This is a genomic window from Rhodococcus sp. KBS0724, from assembly GCF_005938745.2.
Classification (GTDB): domain Bacteria; phylum Actinomycetota; class Actinomycetes; order Mycobacteriales; family Mycobacteriaceae; genus Rhodococcus_F.
This window is the reverse complement of the sequence record NZ_VCBX02000001.1, coordinates 6141228-6164866: the sequence shown is the minus strand read 5'-3', so window position 1 is coordinate 6164866 and position 23639 is coordinate 6141228. Positions and strand designations below refer to the sequence as shown.

General features: G+C 62.1%; 21 protein-coding genes and 1 pseudogene. 9 read left to right on the top strand and 13 right to left on the bottom strand.

Features of this window, described 5'->3' with window-relative positions; all coding sequences use genetic code 11:
* Positions 1-106 precede the first annotated feature (106 nt).
* The 3 genes from aztD to FFI94_RS28440 all read right to left on the bottom strand — a co-directional run bounded on the left by aztD (position 107) and on the right by FFI94_RS28440 (position 5362).
* On the bottom strand, positions 107-1351 hold the full coding sequence (aztD, locus tag FFI94_RS28450; protein WP_138870772.1) for a zinc metallochaperone AztD: 1245 nt from the start codon (positions 1349-1351) through the stop codon (positions 107-109).
* A gap of 75 nt (positions 1352-1426) precedes the next feature.
* Positions 1427-2671: a benzoate/H(+) symporter BenE family transporter gene (locus FFI94_RS28445; protein WP_138870771.1), complete on the bottom strand. Its 1245-nt coding sequence runs from the start codon at positions 2669-2671 to the stop codon at positions 1427-1429.
* 3 nt (positions 2672-2674) lie between these two features.
* On the bottom strand, positions 2675-5362 hold the full coding sequence (locus tag FFI94_RS28440; RefSeq protein ID WP_397495516.1) for a LuxR C-terminal-related transcriptional regulator: 2688 nt from the start codon (positions 5360-5362) through the stop codon (positions 2675-2677).
* Between FFI94_RS28440 and FFI94_RS34805 the strand changes: the two are divergent.
* A pseudogene (locus FFI94_RS34805) lies at positions 5342-5398 on the top strand (hypothetical protein); the annotation flags it as partial. The gene FFI94_RS28440 and the pseudogene FFI94_RS34805 sit on opposite strands and share 21 nt — an antisense overlap.
* Here the strand turns inward: FFI94_RS34805 and FFI94_RS28435 are convergent.
* The 7 genes from FFI94_RS28435 to FFI94_RS28405 all read right to left on the bottom strand — a co-directional run bounded on the left by FFI94_RS28435 (position 5374) and on the right by FFI94_RS28405 (position 13556).
* Positions 5374-6759 carry an aromatic acid/H+ symport family MFS transporter gene (locus tag FFI94_RS28435; protein WP_138870769.1) on the bottom strand — a complete coding sequence of 462 codons (1386 nt, stop codon included), beginning with the start codon at positions 6757-6759 and terminating at the stop codon, positions 5374-5376. The pseudogene FFI94_RS34805 and the gene FFI94_RS28435 sit on opposite strands and share 25 nt — an antisense overlap.
* A gap of 44 nt (positions 6760-6803) precedes the next feature.
* On the bottom strand, positions 6804-7586 hold the full coding sequence (locus FFI94_RS28430; protein ID WP_138870768.1) for a 1,6-dihydroxycyclohexa-2,4-diene-1-carboxylate dehydrogenase: 783 nt from the start codon (positions 7584-7586) through the stop codon (positions 6804-6806).
* Positions 7583-9136 carry a benzoate 1,2-dioxygenase electron transfer component BenC gene (gene benC, locus FFI94_RS28425; RefSeq protein WP_138870767.1) on the bottom strand — a complete coding sequence of 518 codons (1554 nt, stop codon included), beginning with the start codon at positions 9134-9136 and terminating at the stop codon, positions 7583-7585. Before benC ends, FFI94_RS28430 begins: the two co-directional genes overlap by 4 nt.
* A gap of 31 nt (positions 9137-9167) precedes the next feature.
* Positions 9168-9677 (bottom strand): benzoate 1,2-dioxygenase small subunit, encoded by a 510-nt coding sequence (gene benB / locus FFI94_RS28420; RefSeq protein ID WP_138870766.1) that lies wholly within the window; start codon positions 9675-9677, stop codon positions 9168-9170.
* Between the two features lie 11 nt (positions 9678-9688).
* Positions 9689-11086, bottom strand: a complete 1398-nt coding sequence (gene benA, locus FFI94_RS28415; RefSeq protein WP_138870765.1) for a benzoate 1,2-dioxygenase large subunit — start codon at positions 11084-11086, stop codon at positions 9689-9691.
* A gap of 260 nt (positions 11087-11346) precedes the next feature.
* Positions 11347-12975 (bottom strand): 4-hydroxyphenylacetate 3-hydroxylase family protein, encoded by a 1629-nt coding sequence (locus FFI94_RS28410; RefSeq protein ID WP_138870764.1) that lies wholly within the window; start codon positions 12973-12975, stop codon positions 11347-11349.
* Between the two features lie 11 nt (positions 12976-12986).
* Positions 12987-13556, bottom strand: coding sequence for a flavin reductase family protein (locus FFI94_RS28405; RefSeq protein WP_138870763.1), 570 nt, complete (start codon positions 13554-13556; stop codon positions 12987-12989).
* 275 nt (positions 13557-13831) lie between these two features.
* On the opposite strand from FFI94_RS28405, the gene FFI94_RS28400 reads away from it, so the two are divergent.
* The gene (locus tag FFI94_RS28400) at positions 13832-14770 is read left to right on the top strand and encodes an AraC family transcriptional regulator (protein ID WP_138870761.1); all 939 of its coding nucleotides are present in this window, start codon (positions 13832-13834) and stop codon (positions 14768-14770) included.
* Here the strand turns inward: FFI94_RS28400 and FFI94_RS28395 are convergent.
* On the bottom strand, positions 14767-15537 hold the full coding sequence (locus FFI94_RS28395; RefSeq protein WP_138870760.1) for an IclR family transcriptional regulator: 771 nt from the start codon (positions 15535-15537) through the stop codon (positions 14767-14769). The genes FFI94_RS28400 and FFI94_RS28395 overlap by 4 nt on opposite strands.
* Before the next feature lie 199 nt (positions 15538-15736).
* Between FFI94_RS28395 and catA the strand changes: the two genes are divergently transcribed.
* The 6 genes from catA (at position 15737) to FFI94_RS28365 (ending at position 20937) form a co-directional block, all read left to right on the top strand.
* Entirely contained in the window at positions 15737-16576 is an 840-nt protein-coding gene (catA, locus tag FFI94_RS28390; protein WP_138870759.1) for a catechol 1,2-dioxygenase, read from the top strand.
* 29 nt (positions 16577-16605) lie between these two features.
* Entirely contained in the window at positions 16606-17727 is a 1122-nt protein-coding gene (locus FFI94_RS28385; protein ID WP_138870758.1) for a muconate/chloromuconate family cycloisomerase, read from the top strand.
* A 13-nt stretch (positions 17728-17740) separates the two neighbouring features.
* Positions 17741-18022, top strand: coding sequence for a muconolactone Delta-isomerase (catC, locus tag FFI94_RS28380; RefSeq protein ID WP_138870757.1), 282 nt, complete (start codon positions 17741-17743; stop codon positions 18020-18022).
* Positions 18023-18037: 15 nt separating this feature from the next.
* The gene (locus FFI94_RS28375) at positions 18038-18937 is read left to right on the top strand and encodes a helix-turn-helix domain-containing protein (protein ID WP_185993339.1); all 900 of its coding nucleotides are present in this window, start codon (positions 18038-18040) and stop codon (positions 18935-18937) included.
* A 153-nt stretch (positions 18938-19090) separates the two neighbouring features.
* Positions 19091-20554, top strand: coding sequence for a benzaldehyde dehydrogenase (locus tag FFI94_RS28370; protein ID WP_138870756.1), 1464 nt, complete (start codon positions 19091-19093; stop codon positions 20552-20554).
* 17 nt (positions 20555-20571) lie between these two features.
* Positions 20572-20937 (top strand): hypothetical protein, encoded by a 366-nt coding sequence (locus FFI94_RS28365; RefSeq protein ID WP_138870755.1) that lies wholly within the window; start codon positions 20572-20574, stop codon positions 20935-20937.
* 21 nt (positions 20938-20958) lie between these two features.
* Here FFI94_RS28365 and FFI94_RS28360 read toward each other — a convergent pair whose 3' ends face one another.
* Together FFI94_RS28360 and FFI94_RS28355 are read right to left on the bottom strand one after the other, a co-directional pair.
* A complete protein-coding gene (locus tag FFI94_RS28360; protein WP_138870754.1) occupies positions 20959-21588 on the bottom strand; it encodes a response regulator transcription factor in 630 nt (209 codons plus the stop codon).
* A complete protein-coding gene (locus tag FFI94_RS28355; protein ID WP_138870753.1) occupies positions 21585-22766 on the bottom strand; it encodes a sensor histidine kinase in 1182 nt (393 codons plus the stop codon). The genes FFI94_RS28360 and FFI94_RS28355 overlap by 4 nt, the downstream gene beginning before the upstream one ends.
* A 169-nt stretch (positions 22767-22935) precedes the next feature.
* Here FFI94_RS28355 and FFI94_RS28350 point away from each other — a divergent pair, with 169 nt between their 5' ends.
* Positions 22936-23526 (top strand): heme-binding protein, encoded by a 591-nt coding sequence (locus tag FFI94_RS28350; RefSeq protein WP_138870752.1) that lies wholly within the window; start codon positions 22936-22938, stop codon positions 23524-23526.
* Positions 23527-23639: the final 113 nt, after the last annotated feature.

The following is a 23639-nucleotide window of genomic DNA, read 5'->3' as shown; positions in this document are numbered from 1 at the left end:
CAGCCTGAACTGCTTCGACCGATCTCGGATTGCAAGTCCGAGATCGGTCGAAGTATGTGTGGTCGCGATCGAGCGCCGCGGCGGAATACGGTTCAGGGAAGTGGAATCAGCCGGTGACGCCGGTCAATTCGTTCGGGGTGTGATCGAGGGTGGTCTCGGTCAGGATGCTGCCGTCTTCGAGGTCGACGGCGATCAGCTTCTTCGACGCGGGGTCGGTGACGTAGGCGGTGTGGTCCAGTGTGAAGAGAGTGGGCCGGGGTTCCTGCCACTCGGTGGGTTCGGTCCACTCTCCGATGACTGCAATCTTCTTGGTGACTGCGCCGGTGTTCGGATCGATGACGTGAATGGCGCCGTCGGTGCCGAGGACCAGCGCTTCGCCGTGCGGGCCGCGACCGAGTGAGCGGAACGTGTAGCTGGTGCCGAGGTCGACGAGCTTGAGTTCCGACGTCGTCGTGTTGGTCAGGGAGACCCGTTGCGGGCGTTCGAGTTCGGCGTCGGGGTCGGTTTTGTAGTCGCCGAGGACGATGTCGGATTCTTCGGAACCGGCTTGATTGCCGATGCGGCCGTACGCATCGGGGCTTTGCACCTTGGTGATCGCTCCGTTCTTGTACACGAGCAAACCGTCCTGGCAGCCCAAGACGATCGTCTCGTCTGCTGCAACTGCCTCACCGTGAACGCCCGGGCACTGCTCGTTGCGCAGGATTTCCTTGCGGTCGGCGTCGAGAATGGCAATGCCGTTGCGGGACTCGGAGTTTCCGATAGTCGTCAACAGGCTTCCGTCTGCGAGTGCGACGGCAACGCCGTGGTGGGGCTCGGGGGTGGTGTACGTCTCGACGCGAGGTTGACGCTTTGCCAGCTGAACCGGGTCGAAGATCTCGACGAGTCCCGAGCCGTCGTTGAAGAGGACGGTTTTCCCGGCATGTCGCACTACGTGTCCGGGTTCATTGGCCGCAAATTCGACGTCGGACATCGCGGGATTGGCTGTGTAGTAATGAGAATGGTCACCGTGGGCCGAAGACCACGTTCCGGTGTCGAGTACCTTGAACGCTTCGCCGGCGGAGATCATGACGTGCCGACCGTCGCCGGCCGGGTTGAGTCGGGTGAAGCCGTCGAGCTCGGTTTCGCCCACCACATCGAGAGACGTGGCATCCAGCACCAGAACGCCGCCGTCGTAGGACACCGCGAGGCGTGGTGTTGCTGAGGCCTGTTCGTTCGGTGCGGCCGAGGCGGTGGTGGTTGTTGCCTCCGCGGTATCCGTGGTGTTGGACGAACATCCGGTGACGAGGGCGAGTGAGAGGCCGACTGACGTGGCAAGAGCGAGGCGCCGCGAGATGCGGGTGTTGAGGTGCATGGGTAGAGATTTAAAGCTTAATGTAAATGATTGTCAAAGTCGTACATGCGAATATTCGCATGTCAGGGTGACCGTTCAGGAGTAGTCGGAGCGCTCCAGGATGCGTGACGCGATCACTCCCACGACGAGTCCCCAGAATGCGCCACCGATATTGAACAGTTCGACGTCGGAGATTGTCACAAGGAACGCGATCAGGGCCCCGAAGGTGAACTTCCCGCCGAATGCGGTGACAAAAGCGCCTTGCAGTGCCTTCAACATGGCCAGACCACCCAGTGTGACGATGAATGCCGTGGGAGTTCCCAACATCATCGCGACGAAAGTCGGGGCGAACAGTCCGAAGACGACGGCGAGTAAGCCGCAGAAGATTCCGGCGGTGTATTGGCGTGTCCGCTCTCCCGACGCCGTGAGCAATGCGTTCGTCGGCCCGGTCAGGCACGTCGAGACACAACCCACCGCCGCGTTCACGAGAGAGAACACACCGCAGGCAACCGTTGCTGTCCCGATCGGCGGTTGATGACCGGCTGCTCGGAGGACTGCGATTCCTTGGCCGTTCTGCACGACGACGACTGTGATCGCCAGCGGTACAACCAGTTCGATCATCGCCTGCCAAGACCAGGTTGGCGTGGTCAGCATCGGATGCGCCAGCCACTCATACGCGTCGCCGGCGGAGTTGAATCTTCCGGTCGCGAGTATCACGACCACGCCAACGATCAGCGCGCCGAGAACGGGCGGAACGAATCTTCCCAACTTGGCGAACACGCTCAGAGTGACAAAGGTGGCGATCATCGGCAGGGCGATCACCGCGTCGTGAGCGGGCGCTTCGACCAAATCGGTTCCGAAATGAAGGAAAACGCCTGCCACCATTGCCATGACGATGGGCATGGGTAATGCGGCCATGATCGGTGTGACCCACCCGGTCAATCCCAACAACAAGATCAAGGCGCCGGTCGCGAAGAACGCTCCGAGCACTTGCTCCCACGGCAGATGCTCCAACGACGCTCCGACGACAACGGTTCCGGGAATCGTCCAGAAGAACGCCAATGGTTGCCGATACAGCCAGGACGCGGTGATCGTCAAAATGCCGTTGACGAAGAAGGCGCCGAAAATCCAAGAGGCCAACTCTGATTGGCTGAGACCGCCGGCCAAACCCGCAGCAAGGATGACCGCTACCGGACCGGTGGCGGAGAAGACGATACCGATAACTGCGTTGGCGCCGTATGTTCCCCCGAAGTCCCGCAAGACACGCCGAGGCCCGTAGACGGGTTGGAGCAGCGGCTCGGCGATGACACGAGTGTGTGCAATTGTCGGGGTATTCGACATGTTTCAGGTCTCCTGGTCGGGATCGCCAAGTTCGCGTTCACGAAAGAGCGCCGCGAGTTCGCTCCGTGATCGCAGTCCGAGCTTCGCGTACGCGCGCGTGAGGTGATATTGAATGGTCTTGACGGAGAGGAACAATTCGCCGGCAGCTTCCTTGTTGGACTTGCCGGCGGCGACAAGATCGGCAACGGCTCGCTCTTGCGGGGTCAGGTCGGTGATCCCCTTGTCCAGTCGTGAAAGGTTCAACCCGCCAGCGCGCAGTTCGCGCTCACAACGTTCAACGTACGTCGCTGCGCCCAATGCATAGTAGAGCTCGCGTGCGTCCCTCAGTACGACGTCTGCCTCTGCGCGCTTGCCGGCCCTCCGAAGAGTTTGGCCGTAGGCAAAATTGATTCGGGCCCGGTCGTAGGGGAGCGGCAGGTCCTCGAGATTGAGAAGTGCCTCGTCGAAACTGTTTCTGGCGTCGACGAGTTCGCTTCGGGCTCCATGGATTCGGCCACGAACGTATCCGAGACGTGCTGTGGCGGAACGGTGCCCGCGACTGCGTGCCGTCTCCTCGTATGGCTGTAGGAAGATATCGGCGTCGTCGACCCGGCCGACCATAACCAGAGCATTTGCATAGACGTCGACCCACGGCCAGAACCCGGGTTCGTCGAGCCATTGTTGAGATGTGCTTGCCGTCAGCGGCGCCAGCGCTGCCAGTACGCCGGCGTAGTCGGCCGCAGCTTCGGCGAATTGTGCCCTCGCGAGAAGTGCAGGCACGTACATGATTTCGTAGGAATGCGCACCCACATGCGCGCGGCGCACATGATCACGGGCAAGGTCCCAGTTCCCTCGCAGTGCGTGAATTTGTGCACCGGACCAGTGAACCAACGGTCGGACGATGTCGATCTCGTAACGGTCGACTTGGGCGGCGGCACCGTCGATTGTCGACAGCGCATCGTCCCACGCGCCCAAGGTGAACTGCGTGCGGGCCAGCCAGGCCTGCGCCCACAGTGAGATACGTGCCGATCCGCTGGAAAATTCAGTGGACACTGCGCTTTCGAGATCGCGCCGGGCTGCTTCGGGATGATCCACTGCCAATTCGAGCCAACCGCGGCCCATCTGAAATCGCTGTGCTTGAGCGCCGGGACGGACGCGGTCCGACAGTTCCTCGTATGCCGCGAGCGCCTGTTCGGTTCGTCCGGTGGCACCGAGTCCGAGGCCCTTGATTGCTTCGGACTCCACCGCGGCAGGATCTGACGGACCAACCAATTCGACTGCGCGATCGACCCACTCGACCAGAGCTGTACCGTCGAGTCTGGCCAGGGAATGCAGGACCATGCGCTGGGCGATCATTGCCGCGACCGCGGGTTCGAGATCCGCACGGCAATTACCCCAGGCGCGAGTCAGTAGATCAGCAGCTTCGCTTGGGCGTCCACGATGAATCGCGAGGTATCCGAGGACGGCGTCCCGCAGCGGCCCGCGCGTAATACTCTCGATTTCGGGAACGAAGTCCATGGCGTGTGGAATGTCGCCCGCACCGGTCAGCGCGTCAACTCCTCTCAACAGGTGGTTCTCGTGATCTTTCCTACTGGTGGTGAGACGGCTGGCGGTGACCATGGCGTCCGCCACCTCGGACCATGCACCGTCAACTGCTCGGAGTGCCGCGTACGCAACCAGTTCTGCGGCCAGCACTTCGTCGTGCGTAGTGGCGGCGGCAGCCAGATGAAACAACCGCTCGCCGTCACCCCAGGCGATCTCGGCTGCGCGGCGATGCAGTTGATGCAGCTGGGCAGGTCCCAAGTTGGCATTCACGGAGGCTGCAACCATCTGACCCCGGACGGACACTTCGGTGCTGCCGCGCCGTTCGTGCACGGTGAGAAGACCGCAGGCAAAGGCGTTGTCCAGCGCGCTGACGATGTCGTCGACGTCGGCCAATTGCGCGAGATGTGACAACGACGTGCTGCGCCCGAGGACCGCGGCGGCTTCGACCAACGTGCGCCCACCCTCGGAACAATGCGCAAGTGTGCTTGTGATCGACGCAGCGCGATGGCGGGGAACAGGCAAGGTACGGTGCCACCGAGTCCAGTATGTCGTCGGCAGTTCGTCGAGGAGTGAGACGACGTCGAGTGTGTTGCCCGCTGTGAACTCTTGAAGTTGGCGAGCGACGCCGGAACTGAGATCGATTCCGTTGCGAACCCGAGCGATGTCGATGACGGCGGTGGCGTCGAGGGCGCTGATGTGCAGTCGCTGCGACCAGTGAAGTTCGAGAATGCTCCGGACGCCGGCGTCAATGCGTGGCGATTCCTCGACGACAAGCACAACCAACAGCTGCGCGCCCCGACCTCGATGAAGTGCCGATGTGATCGCCTGAAGCGAGCTGACGTCGCTGTGGTGGGCGTCGTCGACGACAACCATGGTCAACTGGTCTGCACTGTCGAGAATCTGTTTGGCAACGGCGACGGGCTCGTGAGCCGACACCGGATGTTCGAGCAGTTGCGCGATCACCCCGAACGGAGTTGAAGACTCCCACTCCAATCCACGGGCGGATCGAAGAGTGTGATGCGTCGAGATCTCGGTGAACCGGTTGACCAGTGTTGATTTACCGCTGCCCGCATCACCCTCCACAAGAACGAGGGACGGCGTACCTGCCTTCGCCGCAGCCAATGCCTGGCCGAGAACCTTCAGTTCGTGTTCTCGGCCTACCAGCACGTCACGAAGTGTCACCTGACTACCGTAACGCCGGGCTCACCACGGGATTCGTTTTCAGAGAGGACTTCCGTCACCAGAGATGCGGTTGTGTCGAGATCCGCTGCTTGCTTGGGTACGAAGAAGGTCACGATGGAGCCCAGCACGGCGATACCGGCGAACACGTAGAACGCGGATTCGGAGCTGATACCGGCACTGATCAAGCTTCCGCCGATCAGTGGGCCGAAGATACCGCCGAGTCGACCGAATCCTGCGCACCACGCGACACCCGCAGCTCGGGCCGCTGTCGAATAGTAGTTGGAGACGAATCCGTAGATGAGCACCTGAGTTCCGATGGTGCCGACACCGGCGATCGCAACAGAGGCGAGGAGTACGGGAAGCGGGAACCCGAATGTGAACAGGAGCAGGGCGAGTGCAGCCAGACCGAAGGTGGTGGCGACAACCCGTTGCGGACCGGTGACGTCCGCGATCTTGGAGGCGAGAAGTCCACCGATGATGGCACCGCCGTTGAGTACCAACAGGAACGAGAGCGAACCCTTCGCGTTGTATCCCGCGTTTTCCATGATCTTGGGCAGCCAGGTGTTGAGTCCGTAGGTCAGGAGGAGGCCGGCGAAGCTCATGAGGCCGAGAAGCGCAGTGCCCCAAACGTATTGTCTGCTCGCCAACGCTCGGAAGCCGACCTTCTCGGCTACGGTGTCGTCGGGTTGATCTGCACCGACAGGTAACGGAATTCCAGTCTTCGAGGAAATGGCGCGAGCTTCCTCGACACGTCCGCGAGCAATGAGCCACGAGGGAGACTCGGGCAGTTTGAACCAGGCAAGTGGGAACAGAAAGACCAACGGAAGTGCGCCGATGAGGAACAGTCCGCGCCATCCGATGGAATCGCGGAGAACAATCGCCAGGACGGAAGCCATGACGCCACCGGCCGGGACACCGCTGTAGACGATGGCGTTGAACAGATTGCGGCGTCCCGGCGGCGCGAACTCGGCAATCATGGCTCCGGCGGTGGCGACAAGCCCACCGACACCGATGCCGGTGAAGAACCGCAGCAGACCGAAGGTGGTGATGCTGGTGGCGAACGCTGCCAGTGCCATTCCGACCGAGAACCAGATGATGTTGACCAGCATCATCTTTCGGCGACCGAAGTGATCGCCGATCGCTCCACACGTCAGTGCGCCGACCATCACTCCGACGAGTGCATACGAACCCAACGCGCCGGCCTGAGATGCGGTCAAGGTGCCGATGTGGCTGGGGTCGTCCATGAGTACGGGCAGGATCGTGCCGTACACGACCAGGTCGTATCCGTCGAACAGAATGGCAATGGCGGCGATGGTGACCACCCACAACACTGACGAGCGATGGCGGGCACTGGCCCAGGAACCACGTTCGATCGAGGACATGGCGAATCTCCGTTCGAGAGATCAGGAATCGGGGGAGGCTGGATTCAGCCGAGGTCGCCACCGGCGACGGGCAGAACCGTTCCGGTGACATACGAAGCCTCTTCGGAGGCAAGGAAAGTGATGGCGGCAGCCTGTTCGTCCAGGGTGCCGTAACGCTTGAGTAGCGACGAGTCGACGGTCTGGTCGACGATCTGCTGGTACCAGGCCTTCTCCTCGTCGGTCTCGGCACCCGGTCCGCGTGCCACGACGCGTGGTGGCGCCTCGGTTCCGCCGGGAGCGGTTGCCACGACGCGTATTCCGTACTGCGCGACTTCCATCGCCAGTGCAGCGGTGATCGCGCTGACCCCGCCCTTGGCCGCCGCGTAGGGAACACGGTTGACGCCGCGGGTGGCGACCGAGGAGACGTTGACGATGGTGCCGCCCGCCTGCTCGATCAGATGGGGCACTACCGCACGGCACGTCCAGAGCGTGGGGAATAGCGATCGTGTGACCTCGGCTTGTATCTGCTGCGGTGTGTAGTGCTCGTAGGGTTTGGCCCAGATGGTGCCGCCGACGTTGTTGACCAGGACGTCGATGCGTCCGAAGCGTTCCAATGCGGAATCTATTGCATGCTGGGCACCTTCGAACGTCTCGAGGTCCGCGGTCACCGAATGGGCACGTTCCAACGGTGCCGCGATGTCGTGAACCAGTTCGGCTCGATCCACAAGCGCGACGGAACCACCTTCTGCGGAAACTCTTTCGGCAACGCTGCGTCCGATCCCCTGAGCCGCTCCGGTGACGACCACGACCCGGTCGTCGAACCGGCCGGCGAAGAATCTCGTGCTCACGACGCCACACTTTCCCGAGCGTCAGTGATGGCCCGGTGCATCGTCGACTTGGCGTGTTCGCTGTGCTGGACGATCAGATCACGGGCCGCGGCGCGATCATTCTGCTCGAATGCATGCACGATACGTGAGTGATCCTCCGCGACATGTTCGTCCACCCAATCGGCGGTGCGGAGCACTCGGTTCATCAGTTGTGTGACCTCGAGGCGGTGGTATGCCTGCAGCAGCACTTCGTTTCCGGTGCAGCGGAAGAGGAAGTCGTGGAACAGGGCATTGGTTTCGGTGAATGCCGCTGCGTCCGTGAAGTGATCGCGGTCGATGGAGGTGGCCGAGTTCTCCGCCAGAATGCGGTACTCCGTCAACTGTGCCGGAGTGAGGCGGCCGATCGTGAGTTCCATTGCTCCGAGTTCGAGTGCCATCCGCGCGTCGAACTGTGCGTCCGACTCCGCGACTGGCAGATGTTCTTCACCGATCTCGTACGTGTCGGCTGCTGATTCTTCCACCGAGACTGCCGGTGAATCAGCCGGTGCTGCCGCGTTGTTGAACTTCTCGAAGTAGAAGTTCGTCGGTGTGATCGAGACGTCCTTGAAGTGCAGACGTACGGCTTCGACCATCGGCGGCGGGCCGCACAGGTAGACGTCTACGTTGCCGTCGTCGAGGTGATCGGGCTCGATCAAGCCGGTGACATAGCCCTTGTTCGGGGCTGTGCTGTCGGGATCGGATACGCAGTAGTCGAAGGTGAACTGGGGTAAAGACTCCGCGTAGTCATGCAGTGTGTCGAGCTCGACGAGATCGGTGTCGGAGCTGACGCCGTAGACCAGATGAACGGGCCGAGTGGAGCTTTCGGTACGCATCTTCTCCAGTATGGAGAGCAACGGGGCCAAGCCGGTGCCGCCGGCAAGCAGTAGGGCTCGCCGCTGACCTGCGCGGAGGAAGAAGCTACCCATCGGGCCGGTCAATTCGAGAGTGTCACCTACCTGCGCACGCTGACTGAGATACTCGGACATCAGACCACCCGGGGTGATCTTGACCAGGAACGACGCCGACTCGACCTCGGGGCCGGTGCTGAACGAGTACGACCGCGTCGCTTCGGTTCCGGGAACGAGGATGTTCACGTACTGACCGGGGAGGAAGACCAGATCTGCGCGGTTGTCGACTTCGACGGTGAAACCCACGGTCGAATCCGAATGGCGAATGATCTCGGTGATCGTGGACGTGTACGAACCGGCAGTGGTTTTGGCGACCGCGGACGTGGTGGGAATTTGCAGCACGAGATCTGATTCCGGCACCATCTGGCACGGCAGGCAGTATCCCTGCTCGGCCTCGTCGTCCGTCAGGGCCTCCTCGATGTAGTCGCCTGCGTCGAAAGTACCTGACTCACAGAGCGATTTGCAGGTGCCACAAGCTCCGTCGCGGCAGTCGAGCGGAATGTTGATTCGTGCGCGGTACGACGCGTCCGCGACGGTCTCGTCGGTGTTGCATTCGACGAAGCGGGTGATGCCGTCTTCGAAACTCAGGGCTACTTGAAAGGTCGACGCAGCTTGAATACTCATGGGAAACAGCTCGATTCGAAGGGAAGTCGTGTCAGAAGTGGTAGATGTCGACCACGTGATGGATGTAGTCGTTCTTGAGGACTACCTTCTTCTTCATGATCAACGGCTGCTCGCCCGAGAAGTCGATCGTGTAGTGCGAGGTGCCGAAGTAGGTGTCGACTGTGTTGTAGCGGAAGTACAGCGTGAACCAATTGAAGCGGACGTCGACGACGGAACCGCGTTCTTCGATCACTTCCACGTTGGTGATGTTGTGGCCGGTGCGGGGCTCGGGAAGGCTTGTCGCGCTGGAACGGTCCGTCCTGATGCGGAACACGCGGTCCTCGATACCGCCGCGATTCGGGTAGTAGATCAGCGAGATCTCCGCGTGCGGGTCCGTGGTCAGTTCGCCGTCGTCGGCCCATGCCGGCATCCAGTACTCGGAATCGGGGTGGTAGCACTCGATCCACTTCTCGAACTCGCGATCGTCCAGATAGCGAGCTTCACGGTAGAGAAACTGCTGCACTGTTTCGAGGGCGACGGCATTGGTGGTGGTGACAGTCATGATGATCGTCCTCAGATGGTCCGGTTGGAAGCGGCTTGCTCGGCATCTACGGCCGCAAGCATGGCGTCGCGCCAGTATCCGTGTTGAATGGGATACAAGCCTTCGTCCTCGGTCTTGGCTCCGCTCGAGAGCACGCGATTCATGCCGAGATCCTTCGCGACGTCGTTCGGACCGGGAATCTGGTGTGTGACACCACGGCTGAGGTCGTTCCACGGGGCGCCGGCTGCCTGGTAGGTCTTCTGGCAGGAACGGAACTCTTCGAGATCGTCCGGGGTGGCCATACCGCTGGCATTGAAGAAGTCCTCGTACTGACGGATGCGGTTGCTGCGTGCGTCGGCGCTCTCTCCCTTGGGTGCGATGCAGTAGATGGTGACTTCGGTCTGGTCCACGGAGATCGGACGGAAGTGCCGGATCTGGCTGCTGAACTGATCCATGAGGTAGACGTTTGGGTACAGGCAGAGGTTCCTCGACGCACCGACCATGAATTCGGCTTTCTTGGAACCGAACTGAGCCTCCAGTTCTGCTTTGCGTTCGAACAGGGGACGGTCCTCGGGATTGCCCCACCACATCCAGAGCAGGAGATGTCCGTAGTCGTAGGAGAAGTATCCACCGCCCTGCTTGCCCCAGGTGCCGGCGTCCATGGCTTTGGTCTCGTTGGACGATTCACCGGCGGTGCGGCGCGCGGTGGTGGCGGCGTAGTTCCAGTGCGTCGAGGACACGTGGTAGCCGTCGGCACCGTTCTCGGTCTGCAGCTTCCAGTTGCCGTCGTAGGTGTACGTGGATGCGCCGCGCAGGACTTCGAGTCCGTCGGGTGATTGATCGACGATCATGTCGATGACCTTCGTGGTGTCACCGAGGTGCTCTTCGAGCGGCAGGACGTCGGGGTTGAGGCTGCCGAAGAGGAAGCCGCGGTAGTTCTCGAACCGCGCCACCTTGGTCAGGTCGTGTGAGCCGTCCTTGTTGAACTGCTCCGGATAGCCACCGGTGCGAGCGTCCTTGGCTTTGAGGAGCTTTCCGCTGTTGTTGAAGGTCCAGCCGTGGAACGGGCAGGTGAAGGTGGTTCGGTTGTCGGTCTTACGGCGACACAGCATCGCACCGCGGTGGCTGCATGCGTTGATCAGCGCACCCAATTCGCCGTCCTTGTTGCGGGTGAGCACGATGGGCTGACGGCCCATGTACGTGGTGAAGTAGTCGCCGACGTTCGGGATCTGGCTCTCGTGCGCGAGGTAGATCCAATTGCCCTCGAAGATGTGCGTCATCTCGAGCTCGAACAGTTGCTCGTCCGTGAAGACGCTGCGCCGCACCTGGTAGCGGCCGGTCTCCGGGTCCTCGACGAGCGCGTCGTCGAGGGCAGCGCGGATGTTCGCGAACTGGTCGGTGCCGCGGGCAGCGTCCAACATATCCGTCATGGGTGTCCTCCAGATAAGAGTGGGCGCCGACCGAGAAATCCGAGGGCTGTCGGACAGAATCGGTGGGACCCGCTTTCCGGACGGGGCTGCGTCCGGTACTGAATTCACCTTGACATCGTGTGTCTCGGGTCACACTAGGCAATTGCCTAGTCCTGACCAAGGGTCCAGTGTTCGTCGAATTCTGCTGATGGGCCATGCCTGCTGAAGACGACGACCAGGGCGGACTCGACATCGCGAGTCCGCCCTACCCGCCGAGTGGGCTACCGGTTCTTGAAGAACGAGACGTCGTCGTTGCCGATGAGGTCAGGGACCGTCCAGCCGTCGAGGTCGTATTCACTCAGGCACTGCTCGGCCAGTCCCTTCATGGAACTTGCGTGTCCACGATTCTGGGCTGCGAACAGCAGTTCCGCTTTGACGTTCTCGTGATTGCCGGAGTAGTTGCGCTCGTAGAGTTCGTGTCGGCCGCCGAACTCCGTTCCGATCGAATCCCAGAGCGCTTTCATGACTTTCACGCGGTCTACGGCGGTGATGCCGTCCGAACCACGAACGTACTTGTCGAGGTACGGACGCACCTCCGGGCTCTTGAAGTCGAGTGAACTCGAAGGCAGGTAGATCAGGCCCGACGCGACGTCCTGTTCGATGATCTCCTTGATCCGCGGGTACCCCTGGATCATGAACATTCGATAGGTGAGTCCGTATTCGAGCTTCGGGATCACCGAATCGCCGACCCACTGTTCGGGATCGCGTGCCATCGATTCGGTCAACGACCAGAAGAGGTTTCGCCACCCGATCACCTCACCGACACGGGTCTGGACTCCGCGGAAGCCGCCGGCGCCGGTGGCTTCGAGTGCCTTCATCAACAGTCCGGCGATGAAGTCGAGCTTGACGGCCAGGCGAGTGCAGCCCTGAAAGGTGAAGCGCGGCAAGAAACCCGATTGGGGGAAGAATGCGTTGATCCGGTCGACGTCGCCGTACATGAAGACGTTCTCCCACGGAACCAGCACCTTGTCGAAGACGAAGATGGTGTCGTTCTCGTCCATGCGGCTCGACAGCGGGTAGTCGAATGGGCTGCCCATCACCGCAGCATGTTCGGTGTACGAGGTGCGGCAGATCAGCTTCACACCCGGTGCGTCCATCGGCACCGTGCAGATCAGGGCGAACTGCTTCTTCTTGATCGGCAGACCGTAGTGAGCGATGAAGTTGTAGTTCGTGATCGCCGATCCGGTGGCGACCACCTTGGCGCCGCTGACGATCAAACCGGCGTCGGTTTCCTTCTCCACCTTCATGAAGACGTCGCCGACCTCGTCCGGTGGAAGTTGGCGATCCACCGGGGGATTGATGATCGCGTGGTTCCAGTACAGAACCTTCTCCTGCGATTCGCGGTACCAGCGTTCGGCGTTGTCCTGGAACGGCGCGTACAACTCCTTGTTGGCGTGGAGGGTTCCCAGGAAACTTGCCTTGTAGTCGGGGGAGCGGCCCATCCAGCCGTAGGTCATACGTGCCCACGTCGCGATGGCGTCGCGTTCCTTGAGCAGATCAGCCGACGACGTCGGAGTGCGGAAGAACGGCATCGTGACACCGCCGTTGCCCGTGTCCGTCGGAACGGTCAAAGCGTCAACGTGCTCGCCCATATGTAGAGCGTCGTACAGCCTTGCGGTCATGCGGATCGGATTCCGGAACGCGGGGTGCGTCGTGACGTCCTTGACGCGATCACCGTGAAGCCAGATCTCGCGACCGTCCTGCAGGCTCGAGATGTACTCGTCGCCGGTCATGGGCCGGGTGGCGAAGTTCTTCGTGCGGTTGGCTTCGCAGTCGGCGGCCGGATTGACCTGTGGCGCTCCGGAATCTGTGGGGTCGACGCCGGTGGGAGGGATTTCGGTGGTCGTCATGGCAAAGCCTTTCAGATCGTTTGGGGTGCGGGCTGAAGATGAATCGGGGTGAACGAGGTGGTGGCGTCGAACCACCCGCTGTGGGGGTCGTCCTGACTGCCGTTCCAGACTGTGGTCGACGAGGTGGCGCCTAGATCGTGAAAAGTGCTTCGGTAGAACAGAAGTGGATCCTTGCCGCTCGACTGTGCGTCGACGATCTCGCCGATGAAGATGATGTGGTCACCGCCGTCGTACTCGTTCCACGGGACGCACGAGATGGTTGCTGCGGCGCCGTCGAGCAAGGGAGCGGTCGGTCCGTCGATCCACCTCGGTTCGGTGCGCTGCGGTCGGCCGGCAAAATGCATGGCCGTGTCCACTTGGTCGGAGGCAAGGATGTTGACGGCAAACGGCGCGTTGCCGAGGTAGCCGCATGCCTTGGACTTGCGAGTCATCGTGATCTGGCACAGTCGCGGTTCCAGGGAAATGGCCGTGAATGCGGTGACGGTGGCTCCGTGCGGTTGGCCGTCGGCATTGGTGCAGGTGATGACGGTGACGCCGCTCGCGAATTGACCGAAGATTCCTCGAAGCTGATTTTGTTCCATGACCGGACCTCCTATTCGGATGGCGGGTGAGTGAGAGTGCCGCGAAGTGCGGGAGGCGGAAGTAGTCGACGACTCGCGCCGGGAGTGAAGACGAACGTACGGCGGGCGCAGGCTTCGGTCGATCCGTACAGCGCGGTGGCTATCCGGATTGCGCACCCGATCGCGGCCCGTACCCGTTTTCTCTTGGAAGTGACCGGGGACACAGTGTTCAATGATGTTCAGCGCCCTTGCTCGGCAATGTGGCTGGTCACGGGTTTGGAAGGTGAAGAAGGACGATGGTCGACTCCATGATCGGTACAGCTCCCCGCGACTGGGACGAGGCGTGTCATGCGGTTTCGGACGCCTATTTTCCGCACACGCTGACGCCGTTGTCGCGGCATGCGGCCAGTGGAGTCGGGGTGTGCACCACCGAGTTGGGACCGCTGAGGATCGCTCATATTCGGTGGGGAGCAGACGTCGCCGTCGAATCCGATCATCCCGGCGCCTATGGCGTGAACATCCCGCTCTCGGGTGAGCTCGAGTCGGTCTTCGCGGGCTCCCACGTGCTCTCGACGCAGGGGGTTGCGACGGTATGTCCGCCCGACATCACCACAAGAATCACGCGGTGGAGTGCGGACTGCGAGATCGTCGGAGTCCGGATGGACCGCGAGTACCTCGACCGTGAGATGGAGAAGGTTCTCGGCAGGCCCGGAATGCACTTGCCTGATCAGGTGGATCTTCGGGGAGACGACGGAGCCAGATGGCTGAAATTTGTTCGCTCACTGTCGGATCAGATACTCGGCCCAGTCGGACTGCTGCACAACGAACTGGTGGCGGGTCAGCTCTCCGGCGCCGTGGTCACGGCATTCGTCCTTGCAGCAATGCCCGAAAGTGAGGATGCGGTGCGACACGCCAGGCCACGCATCGTCAAGCGGGTGCTCGACGAGATACACGACGACCCGGCCCGCGTGTGGACCGCAGCGGAGATGGCCGAAGTGGCCGGTGTCAGCGTACGGAGATTGCAAGAAGGGTTTCGGCAGTACGTGGGCCGGAGTCCGTCGGAATGCCTGCTCGACATCCGTCTCGAGCGGGTCCATGCAGATCTGGTGGACGCCGACGACTCGACGACGGTCACCGATGTCGCTGTGAGATGGGGTTTTACGCACACCGGACGGTTCGCGTCTTCCTTTCGGCGGAAGTACGGCTTGCTGCCTTCCGAAGTGTTGCGGCGTTAGCTTCGGTACCCCATGTCCGCGCTGAGTTGATTTGCCTTCTCGACGAGGAAAGGCGCGACGTCGGCGCGGAAGGCTTCCGGGGTCGTGCGCCCCGCCGAGGTCGAACACGCTGTCACGCCGACGACGCTTCCGCCGGCGTCGCGGACGGGAGCAGCGAGGGAAATCAGGCCATCTTCCAGCTCCTCGGACGTGAGCGCGTATCCCTGCTCGCGTACCACCCGAAGGGCGGTATGGAATGCGCCTTCGTCGGTGATCGTGGTGGGGGTGAGGGCGTCGAACGTGGAATTCGCGATGACGTTGTCGACGATTTCCGTTGGCGCCCAGGCTAGCAGGGCCCGACCCATGGAGGTGGCATATGCAGGCACTCTGGTGCCGACGCTGACGTTGATGCTCATGATCCGCCGGACGGGTACACGCGCGGCGTAGACCACGTCGACGCCGTCGAGCACCCCGAGCGACGCCGACTCGTGGGTGTGTTCTGCGATCTCCAACAGACGAGGGAGCGCCGCCTGCGTCAAAGCATGTGATGCAGAGAAGTGCTGCCCGATGCTCAGAACGCGTGGGGTGAGCGACCACCGACTGTTGTTGCCGGTGACGTATCCGAGCTTCTGCAGCGTGAGGAGGATGCGCCGGACCGCGGGGCGGGAGAGACCCGTTTCGGCGGCAAGATCGGCGAGCGACGGGTTGGGATTCTTCTCGTCGAAGGCAGTCAGCACAGCAAATCCACGCTCGATGCTCTGGATGTAATCGCGATCGTTCTCGCTCACGGAATGGCCTTTCATCTGCGGGTATGCCCGATCGACGCCTTCGAAGGTTGACAAACCTTGTGACTGGGCGCACAGTACAAGCGTACGCACAGCGTAACATATGTACGCACAGCGTACAACCCAAACTTGGGGAGCCGACGCAGCCCAGCAGTACGGCACCCACCCGGTAACAGCCATACACGGCCCCGAGGAGGACCACATGACCACTTCCGAGAGCCCCACCGCAGTAGGTTCGGGCACTGCCGCCACCGACAAGTTCCTCCAGGAACGAGTCAGCGCGGACACCCCGCCCGAGCGCGTCTCGGCCATCGCCAAGGACGTGCTCGAGGCACTCGCAGGCGTCATCGACAAGCACGGCATCACCTACCCCGAGTACCGCGTCCTCAAGCAGTGGCTCATCGACATCGGCCAGTTCGGCGAGTGGCCCCTGTGGCTGGACGTCTTCCTCGAGCACAACGTCGAGGAGGTTGCGTACCGCGGCCAGCACGGCACCAAGGGAAGCATCGAGGGCCCGTACTACGTTGCCGATGCCAAGACGTTGCCTGCCAAGTGTGAACTTCCGATGCGTGAGAACGAGGTTGGATCGAAGCTGGTCTTCGAGGGCCAGGTTCGCGATCTCGACGGTAAGGGTCTCGAAGGTGCCACCGTCGAGTTGTGGCATGCGGACGACGAAGGCTACTACTCCCATTTCGCGCCGCACATCCCGGACGGCAACCTCCGCGGAACGATCGTGGCCGACAATGAGGGCCGTTTCGAGATCACCACGATTCAACCTGCGCCGTACCAGATCCCGACCGACGGGCCCACCGGCTGGTTCATCGAGAAGGCCGGCTGGCACCCGTGGCGTCCGGCGCACCTGCATCTCATGGTGAAGGCTCCCGGTAAGCGCACGATCACCACCCAGCTCTATTTCTCCGGTGGAGAGTGGATCGAGAACGACGTGGCAACGGCGACGAAGCCCGAACTGATTCTCGATCCGAAGCCGGGTGCCGACGGAACCAACCGGGTCACATACGACTTCGTGCTCGATCCGGCCTGATCCACAACTGCTCGAAAGAAAGTGATCTGATGACAGACCTGTCGATCTTCTCCTTGGAGACGACCATCCTCGACGTTCCTCTGGTTCGCCCCCACAAGTTCGCCACTACGTCGATGACGGCGCAGCCGTTGTTGCTGGTCGCGATCCGCACCTCCGACGGAGTGATCGGATACGGCGAAGGTGTCGTACCGGGCGGTCCGTGGTGGGGCGGCGAATCGGTGGAGACGATGCAGGTCATCATCGAGAAGTACATCGCGCCGGTGGTGGTCGGCAGGCGCGTGGATCAGATCACCGCGATCATGGCCGACATCGAAAAAGTTGTTGCCAATGCACGATTCGCGAAGGCCGCCGTCGACGTCGCGTTGCACGACGCGTGGGCTCGTAGCCTGGGAGTCCCCGTGCACACGCTGCTCGGCGGGGCTTTCCGCGAGAGCGTCGACGTGACGTGGGCACTGGGTGCTGCGCCGGCGGACGAGATCATCGAGGAAGCTCACGAAAAGCTGGAATCCCGGCTCAATTTCAGCTTCAAACTCAAGATGGGTGCACTCGATCCAGCGGTCGACGTCGCGCGCATCGTCAGGATTGCGCAGGCGCTCGACGGTCATGCCGGCGTCCGCGTCGACGTCAACGCGCGATGGGATCGCTTCACAGCACTGCGGTACCTGCCACAACTCGCCGAGGGCGGAGTCGAACTGATCGAACAGCCCACTCCGGCAGACCAAATCGAGGTCCTCGCCGAACTCAGTAGGCTTCTACCGATTCCGGTCATGGCCGACGAGAGCGTCCAGACCCCACACGACGCGTTGGAAATCGCCCGCCGGAGCGCCGCCGATGTCATCGCCCTCAAGACCACCAAGTGCGGTGGCCTCCAGCGCAGCCGCGAGATCGTCGCGATTGCCAAGGCCGCGGGTATTGCGTGCCACGGTGCGACGTCCATCGAAGGGCCGATCGGCACAGCGGCTTCGTTGCACTTCGCGTGCGCCGAGCCGGGAATCAACTTCGGAACAGAGCTTTTCGGCCCGCTGCTCTTCAGCGAGGAATTGCTTCAGGAACCGTTGAAGTATTCCGAGGGTCAGTTGCACCTCCCCGCCGGGCCTGGCTTGGGAGTCGAACTGAACATGGACGCCGTCAAGACCTGGACCAGGAACTAGAGGAAAAAGGAACATGGCACTCTTTCACGTTCGGATGGACGTCGATATTCCGCGCGACCTGGATCCGGAAGTTCGCGCCGATACCGTCGCAACGGAGAAGGCGTACTCACAAGACCTTCAGCGCCAGGGCAAGTGGGTTCATTTGTGGCGAATTGTGGGTCAGTTCAGCAACATCAGCATTTTCGACGTCGAGTCGGCTGACGAACTGCACGAGATTCTCTGGAATCTCCCTCTGTTCCCGTACATGAGCATCGAGGTCATGCCGTTGACGCAGCACGGATCTTCGATCAAGTAGTCGGCCACGTCTCCGATGTCTTCGAGCAATCCGGAATCTGTGCAGCAGTGGTACTGCGAGATGTCGGAGACGTTCGGTGGCCTGTGCCCCGAGAGTTCCGTCGATAGCGTGCCTGTAGGCACCGTCAGCGGCGTAAGCCTCGGGGACGTAGGCGCTTTCGATATCTCCGGTTCACCTCAGATACTGCGGCGGAGCACGCGCGCAGCAAAGCGACACGGTAGCGATCTGCTCAAGATCTGCACGGTCCGAACCGGGCGAGCGATCCTGCGCCAATCCGACCGCGAATTGACGGCCCCGTCCGGCGCGATGATTCTCTACGACGTGGAGCGTCCGTACGCGTTGCGTTTCGACGGCCACTGGTCGTGCACCGTCATGACCGTACCGCGCGGCGCAATGAGTCTGACCGAACGAGAACTGAATTGCGCGCTCGCGCGCATCCACGACGGCCGGCGCGGATCCGGTGCATTGCTGCAGAACTTCATCTCGGGCGCTGTTGCATCGCAGGTAGACGGCAGCGCCGCAGGGCTTCTCGGAGATGCCGGAGTCAATCTCGCTGCGGCAGTCCTGGTGCAAGGCTTTGCGCCCGCGACACCCGGAAGTTCCACGCGTGAGGAGATCTTGCGATACGTGCTTCGGAATCTGGATGCACCGGACCTCTCGGTCGCGTCGATCGCCGGAGCGCTGCACATGTCGCCGAGAACAATTCAGCGTCATTTCGGAGACGGGGGTCTGACCCTCAACGCGCTGATCCGTCGAGAACGGTTGATCCGTGTACGCCGCGATCTCACCGACGTCTCACTGCGCCATCACTCGATCTCCGTCCTGGCCGCGCGATGGTGTTTCCATGACGCACCGGCGTTTTCGCGTGCGTTCAAAGCGGAATTCGGTACGGCGCCGTCGGAAGTACGTCACTGATCTGTCGCATCCGAACAACAAACGTGTCCGATCACGACAACTCGGAGCCCGAATACCGGGGCAGAGTGTGTTCCAGATCGCTTTTCAAGCTCGCGAAGAGCTCAGGCCCGCGAACAGCGAGGGCCGCAGCGGAAGCTACGAATTGAGGAACTCATGACGAATCTGCTCGCTCATCAGCAATGGCACGGAAAGATCTTCGACGGCCAATGGATCGACGGGGGCGGTGACACCGTCGAGTCCGTCGAACCGGCTACCGGCGAGGTGCTCGGTGTGATCGGGACGGCGACTGTTGCGGATATCGATCGAGCGGCACACATCGCGTCGGCCGCGCAGCCGTCGTGGGCGGCCACGATCGGGCAGGCCCGAGCTTCGGTGATCCGTAAGGCGGCGCAGATTCTGGAAGCCGAGCGAGCCGAGGTGGAGCGCTGGTTGATTCGTGAAGGTGGCTCCGTACCAGGGAAAGCCGCGTTCGAAGTTGATCTTGTCATCTCCGAACTGTGGGAGGCGTCGGCACTACCGACACAGCCGTTCGGACACCTCCTGCCTGCCAGCCAGGAGGGGCGTACGAGCATCGGTCGCCGGGTGCCCCTGGGCGTGGTCGGCGTGATCAGCCCGTGGAACTTCCCGCTGCTCCTCGCCATGCGCGCTGTCGCACCCGCCTTGGCGCTCGGAAATGGCGTCGTTCTCAAACCGGACGTTCAAACTGCGATCAGCGGTGGCGCGGTCATCGCGGAATTGTTCACGGCAGCAGGTCTTCCCGAAGGTCTCCTGCATGTGCTCGCCGGTGACGCGGAGCCTGGTCAGGCATTGTGCGAGAGCCCGAACATCGCGATGGTGTCCTTCACGGGTTCGACCGCCGTCGGCCGTCAGGTCGGAGCAACGGCCGGACGCACGCTCAAGCGTGTCTCGCTCGAACTGGGCGGGAACAATGCTCTGATCGTCCTCGACGACGCAGACCTCGATGCCGCGAGTTCGGCGGGTGCGTGGGGATCGTTCCTGCATCAGGGCCAGGTCTGCATGACCGCGGGCCGACACATCGTGCTGGAGTCGGTCGCCGATCAGTACCTGGACCTGCTGGCCAAGCGTGCCTCGGTCCTACCCGTCGGGGATCCCAATACAGGCAACGTCGCTCTCGGTCCGCTCATCAACGCGAGGCAGATTGCCAACGTCGATCGAATCGTCCAGGGCACCAAGGCGGCCGGCGCCGAAATCCGCGCCGGTGGAACCTACGAAGGGCTGTTCTATCAGCCGACCGTCCTGGCCGGTGTCACCTCGGACATGCCCGCGTTCCGCGAAGAGATTTTCGGACCCGTGGCGCCCGTCGTGGTCGTCAAGGACGAAGACGAGGCCGTCAGACTTGCCAATGACAGCGAATACGGTCTGGTAGCGGCCATTCAAACAGGATCGGTGGAACGCGGCGAGCGGATCGCGGACCGTCTGCGGACCGGCATAGTGCACATCAACGATCAGACGTTGAACAACGATGCCTATGCACCATTCGGCGGTGCGGGTGCCTCCGGAAACGGCGCGAGATTCGGAACTCAAAGCAGCTGGGACGAATTCACCACCTGGCAGTGGCGAACCAGCCGGCCCGCCGCCCAGACCTTCCCGTTCTGAAGTCGAAAGGAACTCCGATGCACACCATCTCGGCTCACGAGCTTCCCGTCGTGTTGCAGGACGGCGAATTCGAACTGCGAATGCGAGAAGAAGGCGACATGATCGTCAACTTCGTCAAAATGCCTGCCGGAGCCAACTTTGCCGAACCGTTCGCGCATTTGGAAGGTGGGCGCTGTCAATGTCCGCACTACGGATACGTCTTGAAAGGCAGGATCTACACAGATTCCGAATCGGGTCGGCAGATCTACAATGCGGGGGAGGTCTTCTACTGGGCACCCGGTCACGTTCCCGGCGCGATCGAGGACTCGGAGTACGTGGACTTCGCTCCGAAGGCCGAATTCCTCGAACTGATCGACGGAGTGCGTAAGGCGATGGGCGGCTGAGCTGTTCGGCCGCCACCGAGGTCAGCGTATTCCATCGCGACGTAGTGCGACGGACACTGCGGCAGAGCGGGTATCGACGCCGAGCTTGGCGTAGATGTGCCCGAGATGGGTTTTCACCGTCGCTTCGCTGATGAAGAGTGCCTTACCCAGCTCGCGGTTGGTCATTCCTTCGGCGAGCAGGCTGAGCAGTTCGGACTCACGCGCGGTGAGCGCTTCCTGCGGGCGCTGCATCTGCTGAACGAGACGGGAGGCCACGGTAGGGGAGAGAACGCTACGCCCGGCAACCGCGCCGCGCACCGCGCCGAAGATCTCGTCGGGAGTCGAGTCCTTGAGTAGATAGCCGATGGCACCGGCGTCCACGGCCCGCACGACGTCGGCGTCGGTGTCATACGTCGTGAAAACCAGTACGGGAACGTCGACACCGTCGTTTCGAAGCCGTTTGATCGCTTCTGCGCCGTGCATTCCGGTACCCATGTCGAGATCCATCATCACCAGATCCGGCGAGGCAGACGGTATTGCTGTGGCAGCTTCCTCTCCGGACGATGCTTCGCCGACCACCTCGACGTCCGGCTGAGTGTCCAGTAGCGCTCTCAGCCCGGCTCGCACGACCAGATGATCGTCGACGAGGAACACGCGAATGGTGGTGGTCACCGGATCCTCCGTTCGAGCGGGAACTGGGCCGCGACGACGGTGCCGTCTCCCGGTGCGCTTTCCACAGTGAACGATCCGCCGAGCTGCGCGACGCGGCTTCGCATCGCGCGTAGGCCGTACCCACCGTACCGAGAATGGTCGCTGAGTTTTTCCGGATCGAAACCGACGCCGTCGTCGAAGATGTCGACGGAGATGGTGTCGTCGAGGTAGGTGATGGTCACGCCTGCCGTTTCAGAGTGTGCGTGGCGGGCGATGTTCGACGACGCGCTCGAGACCACGCGCACGATGGCGTGAGCTACGTCCGGGGGAAGGCTGACGGATTCACCGACGGTGCGGACCCGAACGGTCGGGACGAACTGGCGGGCGGCGGCCACGACCAGGGCGTCGAAGTCGCCCGTTCCGTCTTTGGTCGGCGCAAGGTCGTGGACGAGGTCGCGGCTTTGCATCAGGCTTGTACGAATATTCACTGCCGCGGCATCGATATCGGCTCGGGACGGTGAACCCGTTGTATTCCAAGTTTGTTCGGCCGCCTCGAGTCGAAGAAGGGCGCTCGCGAGGCCCTGGGTAACCGTGTCGTGAATCTCGCGAGCGAGGCGCTCGCGCTCGGCCGCCGCACCGGCAGCACGTTCGGTATCTGCCAATGCAGACTGAGCTTCCGCCACCTGACGCAGAAGCCGAAGGCGTTCTCGGGCATCTCGTTCCATCTGCCCGTACGCTGCCGCGACCAGTGCAGCCGTGCACAGAGGTCCAAGTAGGGTCACCAATTCGGCGCGCCCGGTGACCCGGTAGAACGCGATACCGGCGAGGACGCCCAGGGTCCCGACGATGGGGTAGGCGATCTTGCTCGGGTACAGGCGAATGCAGAGGAAGAGAACAGGGAATGCGCACCAGGCGAAACTCGGTGCAAGCCAGACGAGCGCCGCCCAGGTGCTCAGCACCGGCCACATCCACAGCCGCTGGCGAACGACATCTCGCGAGGACGCCGTAGCCATGACGGCGTAGAGCACGGCGAGCACCACGGCCAGGACGAGTACTACCCCGAACCGTCCGCTGGTGCCGTGGACCGCGACGTACCGAACGCCGGACGTGGACAGCAGCACGAAGAACGACGCGTGGATCGCATACGACAACGGGCCGCGTAGTCCGAGTTCGGCGCTCGTCGTGGCTCCAGTGCTCATCCCTCGAATGTTACGGAGTGCGCCTGGTCCTCGGATCAACCATTCGGATGACATCTCGATAACCAGAGGGGGCACGGTTCGCCACCTGAGTGCCCGATGTGCTGGTTGCCGCGGAGAAGCGACGCTGTAGTGGACGGTTTCGAACCACTCGACTGAAAGTGTGCCCATCATGAACCACCGCATTTACACACGACTGCCACGCACCCTGGCTGTCGCCATTCCGGTTGTCGCGATCCTTGCGAGCGCGGCCTGCTCGAGTACCGACACACCCGTGGAGAACATGTCGAGCACGACATCGATTTCTGCCACGCAGCAGCCTGCTGCGACCGGTGATTCGGCGGTTGTCACTCAGAATCGACTCAGCGCCGACGCAGCAGTGAAGGCTGCCGGTGCGGCCCTGGCGAAATGCCGTGCCGACGGACTCGGATTCGTCACCGTCTCCGTCGTCGACCGTGCAGGCAATGTCATCGCCATGGTGCGCGGCGACAACGCAGCCCAGCACACTGTGGAGGCTTCACGCGAGAAGGCATACACCTCTGCAGCTTTCGGGGCCGATACCAGTGACCTCACGCAGCGAACGAAGGGTGACGGATCCACCATCGCCGACCTTCCCGGCACTCTCTTCCTTGCCGGTGGAGTCACAGTGAAGGCTGGACCCGCGTCGATCGCCGGCATCGGTGTCGGTGGCGCTCCGGACGGAATGCAGGACCAAGCGTGTGCTGCTGCGGGGCGAGATGCGATCGCTTCGTCGCTCGGCTGAGTGAGCGCACAGGATGCTTCGTGAATTGTGTTTTTCGCCAACTCGATTCGCCTGATCCTCGACACCGTGAATGCCTGGTGTGTCCGATGCGGGGATCTCTCCGGACTTGCGCA